Annotated in this window: 15 protein-coding genes; 10 read left to right on the forward strand and 5 right to left on the reverse strand. The window is 48.5% G+C overall.

Features of this window, described 5'->3' with window-relative positions:
* Positions 1-225 precede the first annotated feature (225 nt).
* The 4 genes from metK (at position 226) to QM529_04550 (ending at position 4,439) form a co-directional block, all read left to right on the forward strand.
* Positions 226-1,404, forward strand: a complete 1,179-nt coding sequence (gene metK / locus QM529_04535) for a methionine adenosyltransferase (protein MDI9313924.1) — start codon at positions 226-228, stop codon at positions 1,402-1,404.
* A 93-nt stretch (positions 1,405-1,497) separates the two neighbouring features.
* Entirely contained in the window at positions 1,498-2,769 is a 1,272-nt protein-coding gene (locus QM529_04540) for a DNA methyltransferase (GenBank protein MDI9313925.1), read from the forward strand.
* Between the two features lie 45 nt (positions 2,770-2,814).
* Complete coding sequence (locus QM529_04545) at positions 2,815-3,624, forward strand: ABC transporter permease (GenBank protein MDI9313926.1); 810 nt, start codon at positions 2,815-2,817, stop codon at positions 3,622-3,624.
* A gap of 38 nt (positions 3,625-3,662) precedes the next feature.
* Positions 3,663-4,439 carry an ABC transporter permease gene (locus QM529_04550; GenBank protein MDI9313927.1) on the forward strand — a complete coding sequence of 259 codons (777 nt, stop codon included), beginning with the start codon at positions 3,663-3,665 and terminating at the stop codon, positions 4,437-4,439.
* Between the two features lie 60 nt (positions 4,440-4,499).
* Here QM529_04550 and QM529_04555 read toward each other — a convergent pair whose 3' ends face one another.
* The 5 genes from QM529_04555 to QM529_04575 all read right to left on the reverse strand — a co-directional run bounded on the left by QM529_04555 (position 4,500) and on the right by QM529_04575 (position 9,527).
* Complete coding sequence (locus QM529_04555; protein ID MDI9313928.1) at positions 4,500-5,519, reverse strand: AraC family transcriptional regulator ligand-binding domain-containing protein; 1,020 nt, start codon at positions 5,517-5,519, stop codon at positions 4,500-4,502.
* A 64-nt stretch (positions 5,520-5,583) separates the two neighbouring features.
* Positions 5,584-5,865 (reverse strand): hypothetical protein, encoded by a 282-nt coding sequence (locus tag QM529_04560; protein ID MDI9313929.1) that lies wholly within the window; start codon positions 5,863-5,865, stop codon positions 5,584-5,586.
* Positions 5,866-6,128: 263 nt separating this feature from the next.
* Positions 6,129-7,745: a tripartite tricarboxylate transporter permease gene (locus QM529_04565; GenBank protein MDI9313930.1), complete on the reverse strand. Its 1,617-nt coding sequence runs from the start codon at positions 7,743-7,745 to the stop codon at positions 6,129-6,131.
* A 15-nt stretch (positions 7,746-7,760) separates the two neighbouring features.
* A complete protein-coding gene (locus tag QM529_04570) occupies positions 7,761-8,585 on the reverse strand; it encodes a tripartite tricarboxylate transporter TctB family protein (GenBank protein MDI9313931.1) in 825 nt (274 codons plus the stop codon).
* 15 nt (positions 8,586-8,600) lie between these two features.
* Positions 8,601-9,527, reverse strand: coding sequence for a tripartite tricarboxylate transporter substrate binding protein (locus QM529_04575; protein ID MDI9313932.1), 927 nt, complete (start codon positions 9,525-9,527; stop codon positions 8,601-8,603).
* 400 nt (positions 9,528-9,927) lie between these two features.
* Here QM529_04575 and QM529_04580 point away from each other — a divergent pair, with 400 nt between their 5' ends.
* From QM529_04580 to QM529_04605, 6 genes are read left to right on the forward strand one after another with little or no spacing between them, the layout of a single operon-like run.
* A complete protein-coding gene (locus QM529_04580; protein MDI9313933.1) occupies positions 9,928-10,983 on the forward strand; it encodes an ATP phosphoribosyltransferase regulatory subunit in 1,056 nt (351 codons plus the stop codon).
* A 4-nt stretch (positions 10,984-10,987) separates the two neighbouring features.
* Positions 10,988-12,289, forward strand: coding sequence for an adenylosuccinate synthase (locus QM529_04585; protein ID MDI9313934.1), 1,302 nt, complete (start codon positions 10,988-10,990; stop codon positions 12,287-12,289).
* 21 nt (positions 12,290-12,310) lie between these two features.
* Positions 12,311-13,411, forward strand: coding sequence for an Mrp/NBP35 family ATP-binding protein (locus tag QM529_04590; protein MDI9313935.1), 1,101 nt, complete (start codon positions 12,311-12,313; stop codon positions 13,409-13,411).
* Between the two features lie 42 nt (positions 13,412-13,453).
* Complete coding sequence (hemE, locus tag QM529_04595; GenBank protein ID MDI9313936.1) at positions 13,454-14,509, forward strand: uroporphyrinogen decarboxylase; 1,056 nt, start codon at positions 13,454-13,456, stop codon at positions 14,507-14,509.
* Between the two features lie 24 nt (positions 14,510-14,533).
* Entirely contained in the window at positions 14,534-14,956 is a 423-nt protein-coding gene (gene hemJ / locus QM529_04600; protein MDI9313937.1) for a protoporphyrinogen oxidase HemJ, read from the forward strand.
* Positions 14,957-14,966: 10 nt separating this feature from the next.
* A complete protein-coding gene (locus tag QM529_04605) occupies positions 14,967-16,823 on the forward strand; it encodes a protein-disulfide reductase DsbD family protein (GenBank protein MDI9313938.1) in 1,857 nt (618 codons plus the stop codon).
* Positions 16,824-16,951: the final 128 nt, after the last annotated feature.

Raw genomic sequence — 16,951 nt, forward strand, 5'->3', positions numbered from 1 at the left:
TTTGGCAAAGCCAAAGCAAATTTCAGGCGGGGGCGGCTTCACTTGCGGCTATACATTACGGGGGTAGCGGTATTTTTTTCTTGACGAGGTGATGGTTTTTACTTATCGTCAAAAATCATTTTATAAACCAACGAACCAGGCGCAAACGTAAGGACGATTTGGGACAAGCGTAAGGACAATTTGGGCAACAACAAACCTACAGAAAAAAAACCAGGAGCGATTATTATGAGCGATTATCTTTTTACCAGTGAATCAGTTTCCGAGGGCCACCCCGACAAAATTTGCGACCGCATTTCCGACGAGGTGTTGGATATGTTCATTAAAAAAGAAAAATACGCGCGGGTGGCATGCGAAACATTGGCGACGACGCAACGGGTTGTTATCGCCGGTGAAATTAAATTAAGCACGCTTGGTAACGGCAAATTGGTCGATACCGACCCGGCCACCGCGAAGGATATCGAGGCCGCGGTGCGCGCCGCGGTGCGCGACATTGGTTACGAACAAGATGGTTTCCATTGGAAAAATTTGCAATTCGAAAACCTGCTCCACAGCCAATCGGCCGACATTGCCATGGGGGTCGATAACAAAGATAAAAACCAAGAGGGTGCCGGCGACCAAGGGATTATGTTCGGTTATGCCACCAACGAAACCCCGTCTTTCATGCCAGCGACGTTGGATTATTCGCATCGCATTTTAAAATCCTTGAGCGAATTTCGCCGCATGGGCAAATCGGGCTTGGGGCCAGATGCAAAAAGCCAGGTAACATTGCTCTATCAAAACGGCAAACCGACCAAGGCAACATCGGTCGTGGTGTCAACGCAACATGACGCCGGCCTGACGCAACAACAGGTGCGGGATATTGTCATGCCGCATATCGAAAAAATCTTGCCAAAGGGTTGGATGCCAAAGGGCGAGGATATTTATGTCAACCCGACCGGCAATTTTGTTATAGGCGGGCCCGACGGCGATGCCGGCCTGACCGGGCGCAAAATTATTGTTGATACCTATGGCGGGGCCGCACCGCACGGTGGTGGCGCGTTTTCGGGGAAGGACCCGAGCAAGGTTGACCGTTCGGCGGCCTATGCCGCGCGTTACCTGGCCAAAAACATTGTGGCGGCTGGGTTATGCGACAAATGCGTTATTCAAATTTCTTATGCTATCGGCGTTGCCAAACCATTATCGGTTTATGTTAATACCTATGGCACGGGCAAGGTGCCTGAAGAAAAAATTGTCGCGAAGATTGACGCGCTGGTTAACCTGTCGCCATGGGGGATAAGGGAGAAGTTAGACCTGCACCGCGCGATTTACGTGCCAACCAGCAGTTACGGCCATTTTGGCCGAGACGCGAAGGACGGGTTATTCCCGTGGGAAAAATTGGATCTGGTTGACGGGTTTCGCGGGTAGGGAATTAGCCATGCAGGCCTGACATAAGAAAAGTTTTTGATTTGTTTTATAGACGAATCATATTACAAAACCTTATAAAAAATAATTGATAAAATGCTAAATGTTAAGAACCGCACGATTTATTGTCGAGATAATATCGATATTCTGCGCGGTATCAATTCTAACTGCATCGATTTAATTTATCTAGACCCGCCATTTAATAAAAAGAAAGTTTTTACCGCGCCGATTGGTAGCAGTGCCGAGGGCGCGGAATTCAGCGATATATTTAGGGAAGAGGATATTAAAGACGAATGGGTAAAAGAAATTGAAGCCGATAATTACGAACTCCATTCATTGTTAAAAGGCATAAAAGATTTTAGCAACCAATATAATTATTGTTATTGCGTTTATATGGCCATTAGGCTGATAGAAATAGGGCGAATATTAAAAAATACTGGCAGTGTTTATTTGCACTGCGACCCGACCATGAGCCATTATTTAAAATTGGTGATGGATTGCATTTTTGGTGAAAAGAATTTTCGTAACGAAGTTATATGGTGCTATCGTGGCGCGGGCTACCCAAAGAAAGATTTTGGCAATCGCCATGATATTATTTTTCGTTATTCTAAAACCAATGAATATGTTTTTAATGTTGATGAAGTAAGAGAGGAATATGCCGAAGCCACCAAAGAAAGGTTTAAGCATTATATTGGCAATGTGCGAAAAGGAAAAGATTTTGGCGAACAAAAGCTACATGAAAAAGGTCGTCATCCTGATGATTGGTGGCAAATACAACCTATTGCTCCTTCAGCAAAAGAGCGCACTGGCTACCCAACGCAAAAACCGCTAGCGTTATTAGAAAAAATAATCAAGGCTAGTAGCAAGGAGGGTGATATGGTGCTTGACCCATTTTGCGGGTGCGCCACCACCTGCATCGCCGCTGAAAAATTAGAAAGAAATTGGGTCGGCATTGATGTTAGCCAAAAGGCCTATGAATTGGTTAAAGAGCGATTAAAAAAAGAAGTGCCCGTTGATTTTTTTCGCGGTGAGCCGAATTTTCAAACCGCCCTACCAAAAAGAACCGATAGTGGTGATAGTGTATCGCTGGAACAGGGTTATATTTATATTATATCGAATAAGGCTTTTCGCAAGCAATTAAAGATAGGGATTGCTAAAAACCCGCAGGCAAGATTGAATAGCTATCAAACATCTGACCCTAACCGTGGTTATAAATTAGAAAAATTTTATCAAACAAAATTTAATGCTGATATAGAAAAAAGAATACATCAACATTACCAAGCACCAAATGAATGGATTGCCACAAGCGACATTGATGAGGTGTTTGACCTTATAAAAAAATTTGACGATGAGTTGAAAAATAATTAAAAGTGGCGCAGTTGCTATTTGCACAATTTGCTGATACAACGCAGCATGTCTGAATTTGGTAAATTGCAAGCCCCGACGTTGCATCGCGGCATCAATTGGGTTGGTCTTTACACCCTGTATGTTAAAGAATGCCGGCGGTTTATAAATATCGCGGCGCAAACATTGGTCGCGCCGGCGGTTATTAATTTGCTTTATTTCACGGTTTTTTCGCTGGCGTTAAAAACCAACGCCACCGACCCCTCGGCGTTTGAGGCAACCCGCAACTTCCTGGCCCCCGGAATTATCATGATGAGCATCATGCAGAATGCTTTTGCCTCGGTTACATCGGCGATTTTGATTTCAAAAATCCAAGGGGCGTTTGTCGATTTGCTGTTATCGCCGATTACGCCGTTTGAAATGACCGCTGGTTTTTTATTGTCGGGCATGACGCGCGGGGTGTTGGTTGGTATTTCCTGTTTATTGCCGTTGCTGTTTTTTGTTTCGGTTGACAATGCCAATTGGTTGGTGATTTTTTATTTTGCCTTGATGGGCTCGCTGTGGATGGCGAACCTCGGCCTATTATGCGGTATATTGGCGCAAAAATTTGACCACATGAACGCCTTCACCAATTTTATTGTCACGCCGTTGATTTTTTTAAGCGGCACATTTTATTCGGTGCAAGGGTTGCATCCGCTGTTACAAAAAATCGCCCACGCCGACCCATTCTTTTTTATCATCAATGGTTTCCGCCACGGGTTTTTGGGCGAATCGGATACCGACCTTCATTTGACCATGCTGGTTATCCTCGGCATCAATCTCGTGCTGGCGTTGGTTTCTTGGCTGGTGATTAGGTCGGGCTATCGCTTAAAAAGTTAAAACTTTATTCCCCTTACAACCCGTCATAATGCAACGTCATGATGTTAAAAAAAAGTTATCTTTTTGTGGCCTTCGCCAGCATTTATAAAAGCAGTTGCGCCAACCTTATCCGCGGTTACCTTTGGACCTGCGCCGATTCGGTCAATGCCATGCTGATGATTGCCGTTTTTGCGATTATTGGTGCCGGCCCCAGCGATGTTTACCACACCAACCGCATTTACGTCATCGGCATGGGGTTGTGGGTTATGGCCTCCATCAGCCGAGCCTATTTCGGCACCGCCCACGGCACGTTGTTTTTAAAAATGGAGCGGGTGTTGGAAAATTATATCATGAGCCCCCTGCCCGCCTGGCTGTGGATTGTGTCGGTGATTACCGAGGAAATCCAAGCCTCGTTGTTTGCCAATTGGCCGGTGGTGCTGTTGTTATTTATCATGGGCATGAGCGCGCCGTCGTGGCAAGGGGCGTTGCTCGGCATGGCATTGTTGTTGTTGGCGATGGTATTTTTTGTTTGCATGGGTTTTATGATGTCCCTGACCGCGCAGAAATGGAACGACCTGTCGAAATGGGATAACACGATTATTTTTCCTGCCTTCATGCTATCGGGCAGTTTTTTTGACGCCTCGGCACTGCCCGAAAAATTTCGTTTTCTGATGGAATATAACCCGATATATCAATTGCAATATGGCGTGCGGCAATTGTGGTTTTTGAATGAAAACCCAATCCCCTATAATTTTATTGTTTGGGGGGCAATGGCGGGTGCCATGTTTATTATTAATTGGTTTGTGCTTTACCGCGGTTTCGGCTTGAAACGTTGATACCGCCCAACCCGCCTGACAAGATAATAAAAATATTAGCTTGTCAGGATTTTTCAGGTTTTAATGGGTGATAAATTTTTTCGGGCTTTGGCCAAACCATTTGTGAAAGGCGCGGGTGAAGGTGCTATGCTCCGAATAGCCAAGGGCGATAGCAATATCGGCCAAGGATTTTTCGCGCCGCACCATCATTTCAAACAATGCCTGTTGTTTTCTGCATTCTTCCAAAATGTTTTTGAAGCTGTTTTTTTCCACCAACAATTTTCGGTGCATGGTGCGCGAGGTCGTGCCAAGCGCGGACGCAATTTCCTTTTGGTTGATGGTTTTTTTGCCCAAGGCCTGCATCAGGTGATGTGCCACCCGCACCGACATCGGTTTGCGATAATTATAATAAGCAATTTCCTTATTAAGATTTTTCATCGGGTCGCCGACATTCGCAACATTCTCGATAGTCGTTTCCAACAAACTGGTCGGGAAGCTAATCGAGTTGCCTTCCTGGCCGTAGTAGGTTTGGTAGCGGTTTGATGTTAATTGCGCCTGGTTATTTTTTTGACGTTCATGTTCAAAACGCACGTCGAGCGTGACATCTTTTTTCCCGATGTAACGGTCAAGAAACCCAGCAATCAAGCCAAGCGTAAATTCGCTGTCGCGACTACGCGGCCAAATGCGGTTATCCAAAATGCGATAGCTCATGGTCGTGACCTCGTTATCAACATTCAGCGCAACCTCGGTCACGTCTTGCAACAGGTAGAAATAACGTTGCAAGGCATTCAGCGCGTAACCCAATTTATGGCATTGGCCAACGGTTTGCCCGACCGCGCCCGCCGTTTCAATCTCGGCATCGAAACCAACCCGCCAAAAAAATAATGGGTCGATGGCCTCGGGTTGCTCGCCCATTTTTTCCAAGGTCGAAACAAAATCCACCAATCGCACGCCCTCGGCACTTTTGCCGAGCGACAGCAATTTGTTCAGCTGATATTCCACCCCCGCGTTGTTATTCTCCGGTTGTTCTTTGTTGACCTCGTCAATCTTTGCTTTGCGCCAGATTGAAAGCACGCTTGGTGCAATTTCGTAATCGATCATTGTTGTTGCCCTTTCTTTGTTTTAGGTTTGGTTTGTGGTTTTCTTTTTTTTTCAATACATAAGATTATAAAGAAGCGACCCCACCGCCAAAAACACCAAAAGTGCTTAGCCGTGCAAGTTCACGAATCAGTGATTTATTTGAATGCCCTGCCTGCAACATTCCAACTATATAATTATGGTTGGCGCAAAAACATTTGACCAATTCAGTCAAATAGAAATTAAAATCTTCACAAAAAATACCAACGCTATTACCGCGTGTTATGTTGTTCGTTTTCGCAATCAATTTGCTTGTCAATTTTATAATGGCGTGCAACAAAACGTTGCGCAGTGCCTTCCCTCGCGCCATAATCTTTCCCTTTCATTCACAACCCAACCAACAACAACACCTCATTATACCATATTTTCCCTAATAAATCTAGGATAATCAATATAATATAATCTGTTTCCTGTGGCCATTATAACCAAAAATCAGGCTTTGGCTTTGGCCAATGAAGACAACTTGCACCGATAAAGACACTGCTTGGCGATAAATAAATATATTATCTTAAAAAAGGGACGGCTTATCAACCAAGGCGGGTGGCCGCTATCGCCGGCAACAATATTATAATTTTATTTATATATTTTTTTATGACCAAGGATATTATATTTAACCTCAGCATATAAGCCGCGCAGGTAAATAATCATGCCGAGCAGGCTGACCACCAACAACGTCGCGGCTATCGGCCGTTGGAAAAAAATCAACGGGCTTTCTTGGTTGATAAGTAGCGCGCGAATCGTATTGTTTTCCAATAATGTCCCCAACACCAAACCAATCACCAACGGGAAGCCCGGGATATTGTTTTTTAACATCACCCACCCCATCAGGGCAAACAATGCCGCCAACCCGCAATCGCTTAATCGATAACCCTGGACATAGGTGCCGACCAGCGATAACACCAACACCAACATGCCAACATATTTTAGGTTTATTTTGCTAATCTTCATAATGCTACTAGTGCCGAGCGACAATAAAATAAAAATAAATATATTAACCAGAAACAACGCAACATAAAGGCCGGTGAGAAAAGTTGGGTGGTCGATAAAAAGCTGTGGCCCAGGAATATAATTATGAATCAACATAACCGACAAGACCATGGCCATTAAAGGATCGGTCGGGATGCCCAACGACAACAATGGCACCATGGTGGTGGCGGTGCAGGCACTGATAGAACTTTCCGATGCGACCAACCCCTCGGCCGAACCCTTGCCAAATTTTTTTGGGTTTTTTGAACCGCGTTGCGCCAGGGCGTAGGACAAAAATTGCGCGCCAAATTCCCCGACGCCAGGCAACAACCCTAAGGTCAGGCCTATCGTGGTCGAGCGTAGCAAGGTTTTGGGGTAACGGCTAATTTCCACAAAACCTGAAAAATAATTGCGAAAAAATCGCTGTAAAAAATAACTTCCATCACGCCGCCCGGCCTGACCGTCGGGCAACAACCGCCCATGAGCTTGTTCATGCCCATAACCATGCCGCGCGGTTTTTTTGGCCGCTGAATTGGTTGGCGAGGATAAAGCTGTTCCGCCGCGCAGTAAGACGAAGGCCTGCGACATGGAAAATAACCCGATAACCACCGGTATCAACGGAATACCGGCCAACAGCGTCTCATTGCCAAAAACAAAACGCGGCGTATCGAATATCTCATCGATGCCGACCGTGGCCAGAAACAACCCGACCCCGAGCGACAGCAATGATGCCAGCGGGTAACGAACATGCGCCAACAGAACCGACACAATCGCCAGCAACGCCACCATGGCATATTCGGGCGCACCGAAGTAGGTCGCAACCCGCGCCAAATGCGGCGCCAATACCACCAAGGCCATGACGCTAACCATGCCGCCAAAAAAAGAGGCCGAATAGGCTATCGACAGGGCGCGACGCGTTTGCCCGCGCCGCGCCATGGGGTAGCCATCATAGGTCGTTAAGACATTGACCGGTGTGCCGGGCACGCGCATGATAATCGCCGGTATCGCCCCGCCATACCAGGCACCGCTGTAAACCCCGAGCAATAATATCACGCCAGGCAGTGGCGGTAACATCATGCTGTAGGGCAACAGCATCGCCATACAGCCGGCGGGTTCCAACCCGGGCACCGCGCCAACGATAATCCCCAGCATGGCCCCGCCGAGCAAGGCCAAGATAATATCATATTGCAAGATACTATATAGGCTATAATAAAATGTTTCCATGATAGTTATCGATGATTACAAAAAGCGCGCGATATGCTCGCTCAACTTGTCCGGCAGTAATTCCAGCAACAGCGGGTTCGGAAACCATATTTCCAACAGGCCGCGAATCGCCAGCACCAGCAACAACATGGTTAAAAAATTTATTCTTACCCATCGCGCGCCGCGCAAACCGGCCAACCACAAAACAACCTGGCCAAAAATAATCGACGCCAAAGAAAACCCAATATACAAAATCGCCAACAGGTAAAATAAAAACACCATCAGGTATTGCAAGCAATTACCAAGGCCAGCGAAGCTGTTTTTTGCCGCCCGCCAAGATGCTTTTTTCTGCGCGGTTGTAAAAAACCGCAAGGACAACAAAAAACCGGCGAGCGCAATAATAGCCAAGGCAACCGTCGGCATTAAACGCGGCGAGGTTAGCCACAATTTATCATTGGGTTGCGTTTGTGTTTGATAGGGCAACAGGGCAAAAAAAATTATCGCCGCCGCCAACATAAAAAAACCAATCAAGGCCATCGCCGGGTAGGACGCCTCGCCCCCATCCTGCGGTGGTTGCTGGCGCGGTTTGGCGCGTTGTATTTTTTTGCCACCACTGCCACGCCCCAAGACGCCGCGGTAAAAAATATCGCTGAGGGAATAATAAAGCCGCACCCCACCCACCGCCAGCAAAACCTGCAGGATGCTCGCCGCGCCACTGCCAGCTGTATGGTATTTTGTGTTTTTATTGTATGCTCGGGGTTTAGGGGGCTTGTAGAAATCAAGCAAGCCAAGAAAAACCTCATAAACCAAGGCAACGGGTTTAACGCCGTTGCCTTGGTTATGTTGAGGGTGTCCTACCATCGCATTTCCTATCTATTATTGCTTGTCGGTAAAAGACTCTTCGTAAGCTTCTGCGGACAGGCGGGTGGCGGCAACGCCATCTAACCAATAAACCTCGGCCCCAGTTTCGCGGGCTATTTTTTGCGCCCGTGGCGATTGCATCGCCGCCCGCGCCACCGTGCTGATTTTATCGGCTATCGCCGGCGGCGTGCCGCGCGGCACGAACAAACCATTCCATAAGCTTATTTTAAGCCCGGGAACCTGCTGGTCTAGGGTTTTAACCGATGGGAAAAGGCTAAGCGGTTGGTTGCTGTAGGCCGCCAACAATTTAATATCCTTGATACATGGCAACACCGCCCCCATGGTGGTGGTTATAACATCGACATCGCCATTTTTTAACACGGCGCAATCGAGGTTGTCGTAGGTTGCATCCGCGCTGAACGAAAACCTGAGCCGCCGCACCATTTTAAACGTGGCAATGGTGGGAAGGGCGGAATAGCCAAAATGCCCCAACACCACATCATGCCGCTGGGCGTAGGCCGCCAACTGCGCCACATCGTTATAGGGCGCGGTTTTTTTGGTCACCAACGCAAAGGGATAGGTTAGGAAAACCCCGAGCGGCACAAGACTATGTTTATCATATTTGGCATGGCCATTAACAATCTGCGTGCTGACCAAATCCTTAACCAGCGACCCGATGGTGTAGCCGTCGGGCTTGGCATTGGCGACACGCGTCGCCCCTATCACGCCGCCACCGCCGCTGATATTAACCACCCGCGCCGGCACGTGGTAGGTTTTGGTAAATTGGTCGGCGATGATACGGGTTAATTGGTCTTCCAAATCGCCCGGCGGCCAGGGCACAATGAATGTTACCGGTCGTTCGGGGTAACCGGCGGCACGCGCCGATGACACGCTCAATGATGTGCCCAAGAATATCAATAGGGTTACAATGGCCAGAATCATTAGCCGCCCGAGCAACCTAATAACCATCAGCAATAAATTCACACCACGGGGCATCGTTTTTTCGCTCCATCCCAAAGCTTTATATTCCGCCACCACCGCATGACAATCCTCACACGTTAGCGATGATATAACAATCGACAATTGACCATGGACAATTATCCATGGACAGGGGGGACAAGGGACAGGGTGTTACACCATGAAGCTCTCCCAACCAACGAAATGAGGCTTTGCAGGTTTTTCACTGAGGCATTTATTATGCCCGAATGATTGTTTATTATACAACATTTGGCGTAAAAAATCAATGAAAGACTTAGGGCGCGCCATCGCCGATTGCAATTTCTTTGATTCTTTATTATGAAGAATTGCCCCATGCGGCGTTACAAATAACCTTGCCCCTATCATGACCAGCCCAGCATCTCCCACATCTCGCCCAGCCGGCTTGCCCGATGCCTTGCCGAATGTTTTGCCAAATGTTTTACCTGAGGGGATTGACGACCGCTTGCCGCCAGTCGCCTTCGCGCGGCAAAAGGTCATGAGCGACCTGCTACAATTTTTTTATCACCATGGTTATGATTTTATCGACCCGCCGTTGGTCGAATATGCCAACCAAATGGCCGGCCATGGTTTCCAAAATAACTTATCGAGTGGCTTCATCAGCTTTGACCCCCTATCCGGCCAACCGCTGGTGATTCGCGCCGACATGACCACCGGCGTGGCGCGCATCGCGGCCGATAAATTAAGCGACCGCGCCCGGCCGTTAAAATTATGTTACGGCGGTGATGTCCTGCGCCCCGCCGCCATCAATGGCAAGCGGCAACTGACCCAGGTCGGGGTCGAAATTATCGGCGGCGGTGAAGCGCAAAATGCCGAGGTGTTAAATGTTTTATTTGCCGCGTTGGATAATATCATCGCCCGGCCATTGTGGTGCGACCTTGCCCTGCCGGCGGCGACGCGGCTTATCATGCAAGCCATCACCACCCAGGAAAAACAGCTCGTTGAAAATTATGTCCGGCATAAGGATACGGCCGCCTTGCAGGTGATGAAAAAAACGGCAAAGACCGACACTGCCGCCATCGATTTGCTGGTCGAGCTGATGACCATGACCGGCCTGGCGGTTGATGTGTTGCCGCAACTGAAAGAATTATTAAAAAAACACGGTGGTGAAAAAGCCCTCGCCACGCCGTTAAACAATTTTATTGGCTTGGTCGCCACCATGGTTGATGGGGTTGCAACATTACGCCAACCGGCCAAGCTGACGATTGACCTGACCGAATTATTGGGGTTTGATTACAAAACTGGTTTTGCCTTCACCTTGTTCGACCAACAAAACAACGCAACCGTCGGGCGCGGCGGCCATTACATGGCGGGGGCGGAGGAAGCGGTTGGCTTCTCGCTCTATCTTGATAATTTACTGCCGATGATTAAACCAACGATATTATCACCAGAAAGGAAATAACAACATGTCATCGGTTATTGTTATGGGGGCGCAATGGGGCGACGAGGGCAAGGGCAAGGTCGTCGATTGGCTTTCCGACCGTGCCGATTATGTCGTGCGGTTTCAGGGCGGGCACAACGCCGGCCACACCCTGATGATTGGCAATGAAGAATACAAATTGTCGCTGTTGCCATCGGGCATTTTGCGCAAAAACAAAATGGCGGTTATTGGCAATGGCGTGGTGATTGACCCAACCGCCCTGTTGAACGAAATGGCGGGTTTGCAAAAACGCGGCGTTGCCATCACCCCCGATAATTTTATGATAGCCGAAAACGCGGTGCTGATATTGCCGATTCATTCGTTGATTGATAAGGCGCGCGAGCAATTGCGCGGCGTCGGCAAAATCGGCACCACCGGTCGCGGCATTGGCCCAGCCTATGAAGACAAAATCGCGCGCCGCGCGGTGCGGCTGTGCGACCTGACCGATGGCGCGGAATTAAAAAAACAAGTGTCTGCATTGGTGGCGCACCATGATATTTTTTTAAAAACCATGAATATCGATTACCCATCGGTCGATGCCATGACCGATGAATTATTAAAGCAAGCCAAAATAATTTTGCCATTCGTCAAGCCGGTGTGGCGCGAATTGGATAAGGCCGACGAGGCGCAAAAGAAAATTCTGTTCGAGGGGGCGCAAGGCCTGTGGCTAGATATCGACCATGGCACCTACCCCTTCGTTACATCCTCCGCCACCGCCGCCGGCAATGCCATATTGGGCTCGGGGTTGGGTGCGGCCTTTAATGGTTATTGTTTGGGCATTGTTAAGGCCTATGCGACGCGCGTCGGCAGTGGCCCCTTCCCCACCGAATTGCTGGACGCAACCGGCGAATTGCTGGGGCAAAAGGGGCGGGAATTCGGCACGGTCACCGGCCGCAAGCGGCGGTGCGGTTGGTTCGACGCGGTGATGGTGCGGCAATCATGCAAAATCGCCGGCATCCATGGGTTGGTCTTAACGAAAATGGACGTGCTCGACGGCATGGAAAAATTAATGATAGGTATCGGCTACGACATCGATGGCAAGCAATATGATTACCTGCCGGCGTCGCCCGCCCTGCAATGCCGCGCCAAACCAATTTACGAAGAAATGGCCGGTTGGCAAGAATCAACCCGTGGCACAAGAAAATTTCGCGACCTGCCCGCCAATGCGGTAAAATACGTGAAGCGGTTGGAGGAGCTAACGACTCGCCCCATCACCTTGCTTTCCACCAGCCCAGAACGCGACGACATGATTATGGTCGAGGACCCATTCGTTATGGCCAATCGCTAACATTTGCGGTAAGGTAAAATAATGAGCAATAAAATTTTGCCCGAGATTGCGGCGGCATTGCAGGGGGTTAAAACACCGGCGGGCGATGATATTGTTGCATCCGGCCTTATCATCAACAGCCAACGCCAAGACGACGTGGCACAGGTTATTTTGGAAATTCCGGGCGGCAATAAAAAATCAATCGATGCCTATCAAGATTTAAAAAAATCCATCGAGCAGAAATTGCAAAAAATCCCGGGCGTGAAAAAGGCAATGGTGATAATGACCATGACCCGCGCAGCCACCACCGACAATGCCAAGGCCGCGCCAACCTCGGCCACCACGCCCAACCCCTTCGCCGAGCAAAAACCAATTCCGGCGGTTAAAAAAATTATTGCCGTGGCGTCGGGCAAGGGCGGGGTTGGGAAATCGACCGCCGCCTTCAACCTCGCGCTCGCCCTGCAATATCTTGGGCAAAAGGTTGCATTGTTGGATGCCGATATTTACGGCCCGTCGGTGCCCACCCTGTCCGGCCTGGCCCATAAAAAACCCGATGGTGATAAGGACGGCAATATGATTCCCCTGACCGCCTTTAACATGGAAATAAATTCGATAGGTTTTTTGTTGGAGGATAACCAGCCAACCATTTGGCGCGGGCCAATGGTGATGAGTGCCCTGACACAATTATTGTTTAAAACAGCTTGGGGCGCGGTGTTGGGGCCGCGCGATATCATGGTGGTGGATTTGCCGCCCGGCACCGGGGATGCGCAATTGACACTTATCCAGCGCGTGCCCTTGGCGGGCGCGGTGATTGTTTCAACGCCGCAGGATTTGGCGTTGCTGGACGCGGGCAAGGCGGTGGCGATGTTTCAAAAATTAAATATTCCGATATTGGGGCTTATCGAAAACATGAGCTATTTTGTGTGCGACCAATGTGGCAAGGAACATGATATTTTTTCGCGCGGCGGGGCCCAGGTCGCGGCAAAGGATTATGGCGTCGATTTCCTGGGGGCGGTGCCGCTGACCAAGGATTTGCGGTCGGCGTCCGACAGCGGCACACCATTGGTGCATAAAAAAAATGACAACGATATTTCGACCATTTTTTCCGCCATCGGCAAAAAAATTATCACCGCGCTAAAATAAATATATGGTGGCGGTGGCGCGATGAACAATCAACAAAATAATATGACGAGCAAAAAAACCGGTGCCATCACCGCCTTGTTGCATGGCGAACAGCTATCGCCGCCGCCAATATGGTTGATGCGCCAGGCCGGGCGTTACCTGCCCGAATATCGGGCGTTGCGCGAACGGGCCGGGTCGTTTTTAAACCTGTGTTTCACGCCCGATTGGGCGACCACCATCACCCTGCAACCCCTGCAACGATTTGATTTATCGGCGGCGATTATTTTTTCTGATATTTTGGTCGTGCCATTTGGTTTGGGCATGGGGCTTTCGTTTCAAGAAAATGAAGGGCCGATTTTGGAAAAAGAAAAATTGGACGATATCATTCGCCGTGGTTTCGATGATGAGGTAAAAGATATTTTTTTAAAAAAACTATCGCCATTGCTGACGGCGATTGCGCAAACCCGCGCCGCCTTGCCCGCCGGCAAGGACATTATCGGTTTTACCGGCGCGCCCTGGACTTTGTTTTGTTACATGGTGGCGGGCCGGTCGTCGCCCGATTTTGCCGATGCGGTTAATTTTGCAAAACACCGCCCGCAGGATTTTAAAACCATCATCGATATGCTGACCCAAGCGGTGATATGTTTTTTGCAGGCGCAAAAAAATGCCGGCGACAATAATGGTGCGGATGTGCTCAAAATTTTTGACAGCTGGGCCAGCCTTATCCCGCAAGAATTATTGCCAATCGCCCTTTATCAACCCCATGAAAAAATTATCACGGCGATGAAAAAAATCGGGCAGGATATTATCTGCTTCCCAAAGGGAATCGCCGACCTGGCAACATATCAACAACAAACCGGCGCGCGCGCCATTGCCATCGACCATCATGCCGACATGGCGGCGGTGCAAAAAAACCTGCCGGATAAAATAATATTGCAGGGCAACCTCGACCCCGCCCTATTAAAAATCGGCGGCGATAAAATGGCGCAGGCCGTATTGAAGCAACTTGCCAGCATGCGCAACAAGAGCTATATTTTTAACCTCGGCCATGGTATCGATAAGGAAACGCCAATCGACCATGTTGCGCAACTTATCAATTTGGTCAAAAATAATGGTTGAAAAAATTCTTAAAGGATAACAAAAATGGATAGCTACACAATTATTAAAATCATCCACCTGTTCGCCAATTTTGCCTGGATGGCCGGCATGTGGTATTTGCCGCGCCTGTTCGTGTATCATGTTGATGCAAAGGGCGAGGTTGCAAAAACCTTGGCGACGATGGAGCGTCGCCTGCTACGCGGCATTATCAACCCGGCGATGATAGTCTCGCTCGCCACCGGTGTTTACCTGATGGCGGTTGGTGATTTTTTAAAAAATGGTTGGATGCACAGCAAGTTGAGCCTGGTGTTGTTGCTGACCATCATGCACGGCATGTTGGCGCGTTACCGCAAACAATTATTAAACGGCACCAACAAACATTCGGCAACTTATTTTCGTTGGTTAAACGAAATCCCCACCGTGATTTTAATATTGATTCTGATTTTGGTGGTTGCCAAGCCATTTTAGTGCCCGCTTAATGAAAAAAATCCTTTGCCTCTTGCTGTTGTTATGGGGCGCGGTGTTGGGCGGCGTTGCGACCAATTCCCTAGCCGATGAAGCCACCGATAAACTCACGGCGCAAATTCTGAACGACGTGGCCGGCACCAGCGCAACATTTTACGACAACCAACATCAATCGCTGGCGCGGCTCGACCTGCTCGATAATTATGTCGATGCCTCGGGGCATGAATATATCGCCCTGCAATTGAAAATGCGCCATGGCTGGAAAACCTACAGCGACCGCGCCGATTCGGGTGGCCTGCCGCCACAGCTTGAAACCAACGGGTCAAAAAACCTCGCCACGACAAAAATTATATTTCCACCCGACCATGAATTTTCGTTCCAGGGGATAAAAAGTTACGGCTATAAAAACGCGGTCACCCTGCCGCTGGCAATAACGCGGCTGGATAAAAATAAAAACATTGACTTAAAACTGCGCGCCAATTTTTTGATATGCGATGTGATTTGCGTGCCGGCGACATTCACGCTTCACAAAACCATTGCGCCGCCAAACGCCAAGTCAAACAACCCCATGATTGCAAAGGCCATAGCGACGGCACAAGGTAACGCCGTCAGCGATGCCGCATCAGCCGCGTCATTCGCCCGTTATATTTTATTTGCGCTGTTGGGCGGTTTGTTGCTTAACATCTTGCCCTGCGTCTTGCCGGCATTGTCGTTGAAACTTCACCACGTGCAAGATAAAAAAGCAACCTCGGCTAGGGCGATAAAAAAATCCATCGCCATCACCGCCTTTGGGCTTTTTAGTTTTTTTGTGGTGTTTGGCTGGGGGCTTTATTTATTGCGCTTAACACACCAACAATTTTTTTGGGGCATTTATTTTCAATCGCCGTGGTTTATCGCTTTGTTGTTGTTGCTTTTTGCCGCGATTTTTTTATCGTCGCTCAAAAATTTTTCATTAAAACCAACCATCGCCATCTCGCTTATCTCGCCACGCGCCCGCACGCGGCTGGCGAATATCACCACGCGCTATAGCGCGGTCAATGATTTTTTGCTTGGTTTTGTCATGGCGATTCTTTCGGCATCCTGCCTTGCCCCCTTGATGAGCATCAGCCTGACCTTTGCCTTTTACCAGCCAAACCCGATTTTTATTCCGTTGTTTGTGAGCGTCATGGGTTTTGGCCTGGCCCTGCCATGGTTTTTGTTGTCGCTGATGCCGCAACTTTATCAATGGCGTTTGCCAACCAAATACCGCGGCACAATATTATGGTTGTTTAATATCTTGGTCAGTGCCAGCTTATTCGCCATTATCCTATGGCTGGTGTGGTTGTTGAAAAATACGCTGGGCAAGGTTGCGCTGTTATTGCCGTTGCTGTTTTTTGTCAGCCTTCTCAACCACAAAAAACTCTTTGGTAAAAATAATATAGTTTTTATAATCTTGAGCCTCCTATTGCTCGCGCCATTTTTATGGGCGCATTATGGCACCCGCGCAACATTGAATGATGCAACCATCGCCGCGAAAAATTCGTCTAAAAAATTACCATGGGAAAATTTTACGGCGGATATTACCTCGCAAGCCAACACCGCCCGCCGGCCAACCTTGTTGGTTATAACCGCCGATTGGTGTTTGACCTGTCAGGTTAATTTTAAAACGGTGTTTGCATCTAAAGAATTCTCCGATTGGGTTGCAGAAAACAATGTGCGGTTGGTATTGGCCGATTGGACAAAACCCAATAAAGCCATTGCTGATTTTATTGCGGCAGAACATCGCATTGGTATTCCCCTGACCATTTTTTATGACGGCCATGGGGGTAAAAAAATCTTGCCAGAACTATTGCTTCGCAAGAATTTTTATGATGTAATAACCAAGTCGTAACATGATACTTCCTTATTGGGTTGGGGTTGGTATTTAGGGTTCCCTCATTTGAGTTCGCTCATTTGGGTTCCCTCATTTGAGTTCCCTCATGGGGGCGCCATGATTTTTCAATCACGACACCCCCACTT

The organism is Hydrotalea sp., assembly GCA_030054115.1.
GTDB lineage: Bacteria > Pseudomonadota > Alphaproteobacteria > JASGCL01 > JASGCL01 > JASGCL01.

What these genes read in the sequence shown, in the direction of transcription:
- hemJ (MDI9313937.1), top strand. Translation starts at nt 14,534, where the DNA reads ATGGATAGCTACACAATTATTAAAATCATCCACCTGTTCGCCAATTTT.
- QM529_04585 (MDI9313934.1), top strand. Translation starts at nt 10,988, where the DNA reads ATGTCATCGGTTATTGTTATGGGGGCGCAATGGGGCGACGAGGGCAAG.
- QM529_04560 (MDI9313929.1), bottom strand. Translation starts at nt 5,865, where the DNA reads ATGGCGCGAGGGAAGGCACTGCGCAACGTTTTGTTGCACGCCATTATA.
- QM529_04605 (MDI9313938.1), top strand. Translation starts at nt 14,967, where the DNA reads ATGAAAAAAATCCTTTGCCTCTTGCTGTTGTTATGGGGCGCGGTGTTG.
- QM529_04580 (MDI9313933.1), top strand. Translation starts at nt 9,928, where the DNA reads ATGACCAGCCCAGCATCTCCCACATCTCGCCCAGCCGGCTTGCCCGAT.
- hemE (MDI9313936.1), top strand. Translation starts at nt 13,454, where the DNA reads ATGACGAGCAAAAAAACCGGTGCCATCACCGCCTTGTTGCATGGCGAA.
- QM529_04550 (MDI9313927.1), top strand. Translation starts at nt 3,663, where the DNA reads ATGATGTTAAAAAAAAGTTATCTTTTTGTGGCCTTCGCCAGCATTTAT.
- QM529_04555 (MDI9313928.1), bottom strand. Translation starts at nt 5,519, where the DNA reads ATGATCGATTACGAAATTGCACCAAGCGTGCTTTCAATCTGGCGCAAA.
- QM529_04545 (MDI9313926.1), top strand. Translation starts at nt 2,815, where the DNA reads ATGTCTGAATTTGGTAAATTGCAAGCCCCGACGTTGCATCGCGGCATC.
- QM529_04570 (MDI9313931.1), bottom strand. Translation starts at nt 8,585, where the DNA reads ATGGTAGGACACCCTCAACATAACCAAGGCAACGGCGTTAAACCCGTT.
- QM529_04540 (MDI9313925.1), top strand. Translation starts at nt 1,498, where the DNA reads ATGCTAAATGTTAAGAACCGCACGATTTATTGTCGAGATAATATCGAT.
- QM529_04575 (MDI9313932.1), bottom strand. Translation starts at nt 9,527, where the DNA reads ATGATTCTGGCCATTGTAACCCTATTGATATTCTTGGGCACATCATTG.
- QM529_04565 (MDI9313930.1), bottom strand. Translation starts at nt 7,745, where the DNA reads ATGGAAACATTTTATTATAGCCTATATAGTATCTTGCAATATGATATT.
- QM529_04590 (MDI9313935.1), top strand. Translation starts at nt 12,311, where the DNA reads ATGAGCAATAAAATTTTGCCCGAGATTGCGGCGGCATTGCAGGGGGTT.
- metK (MDI9313924.1), top strand. Translation starts at nt 226, where the DNA reads ATGAGCGATTATCTTTTTACCAGTGAATCAGTTTCCGAGGGCCACCCC.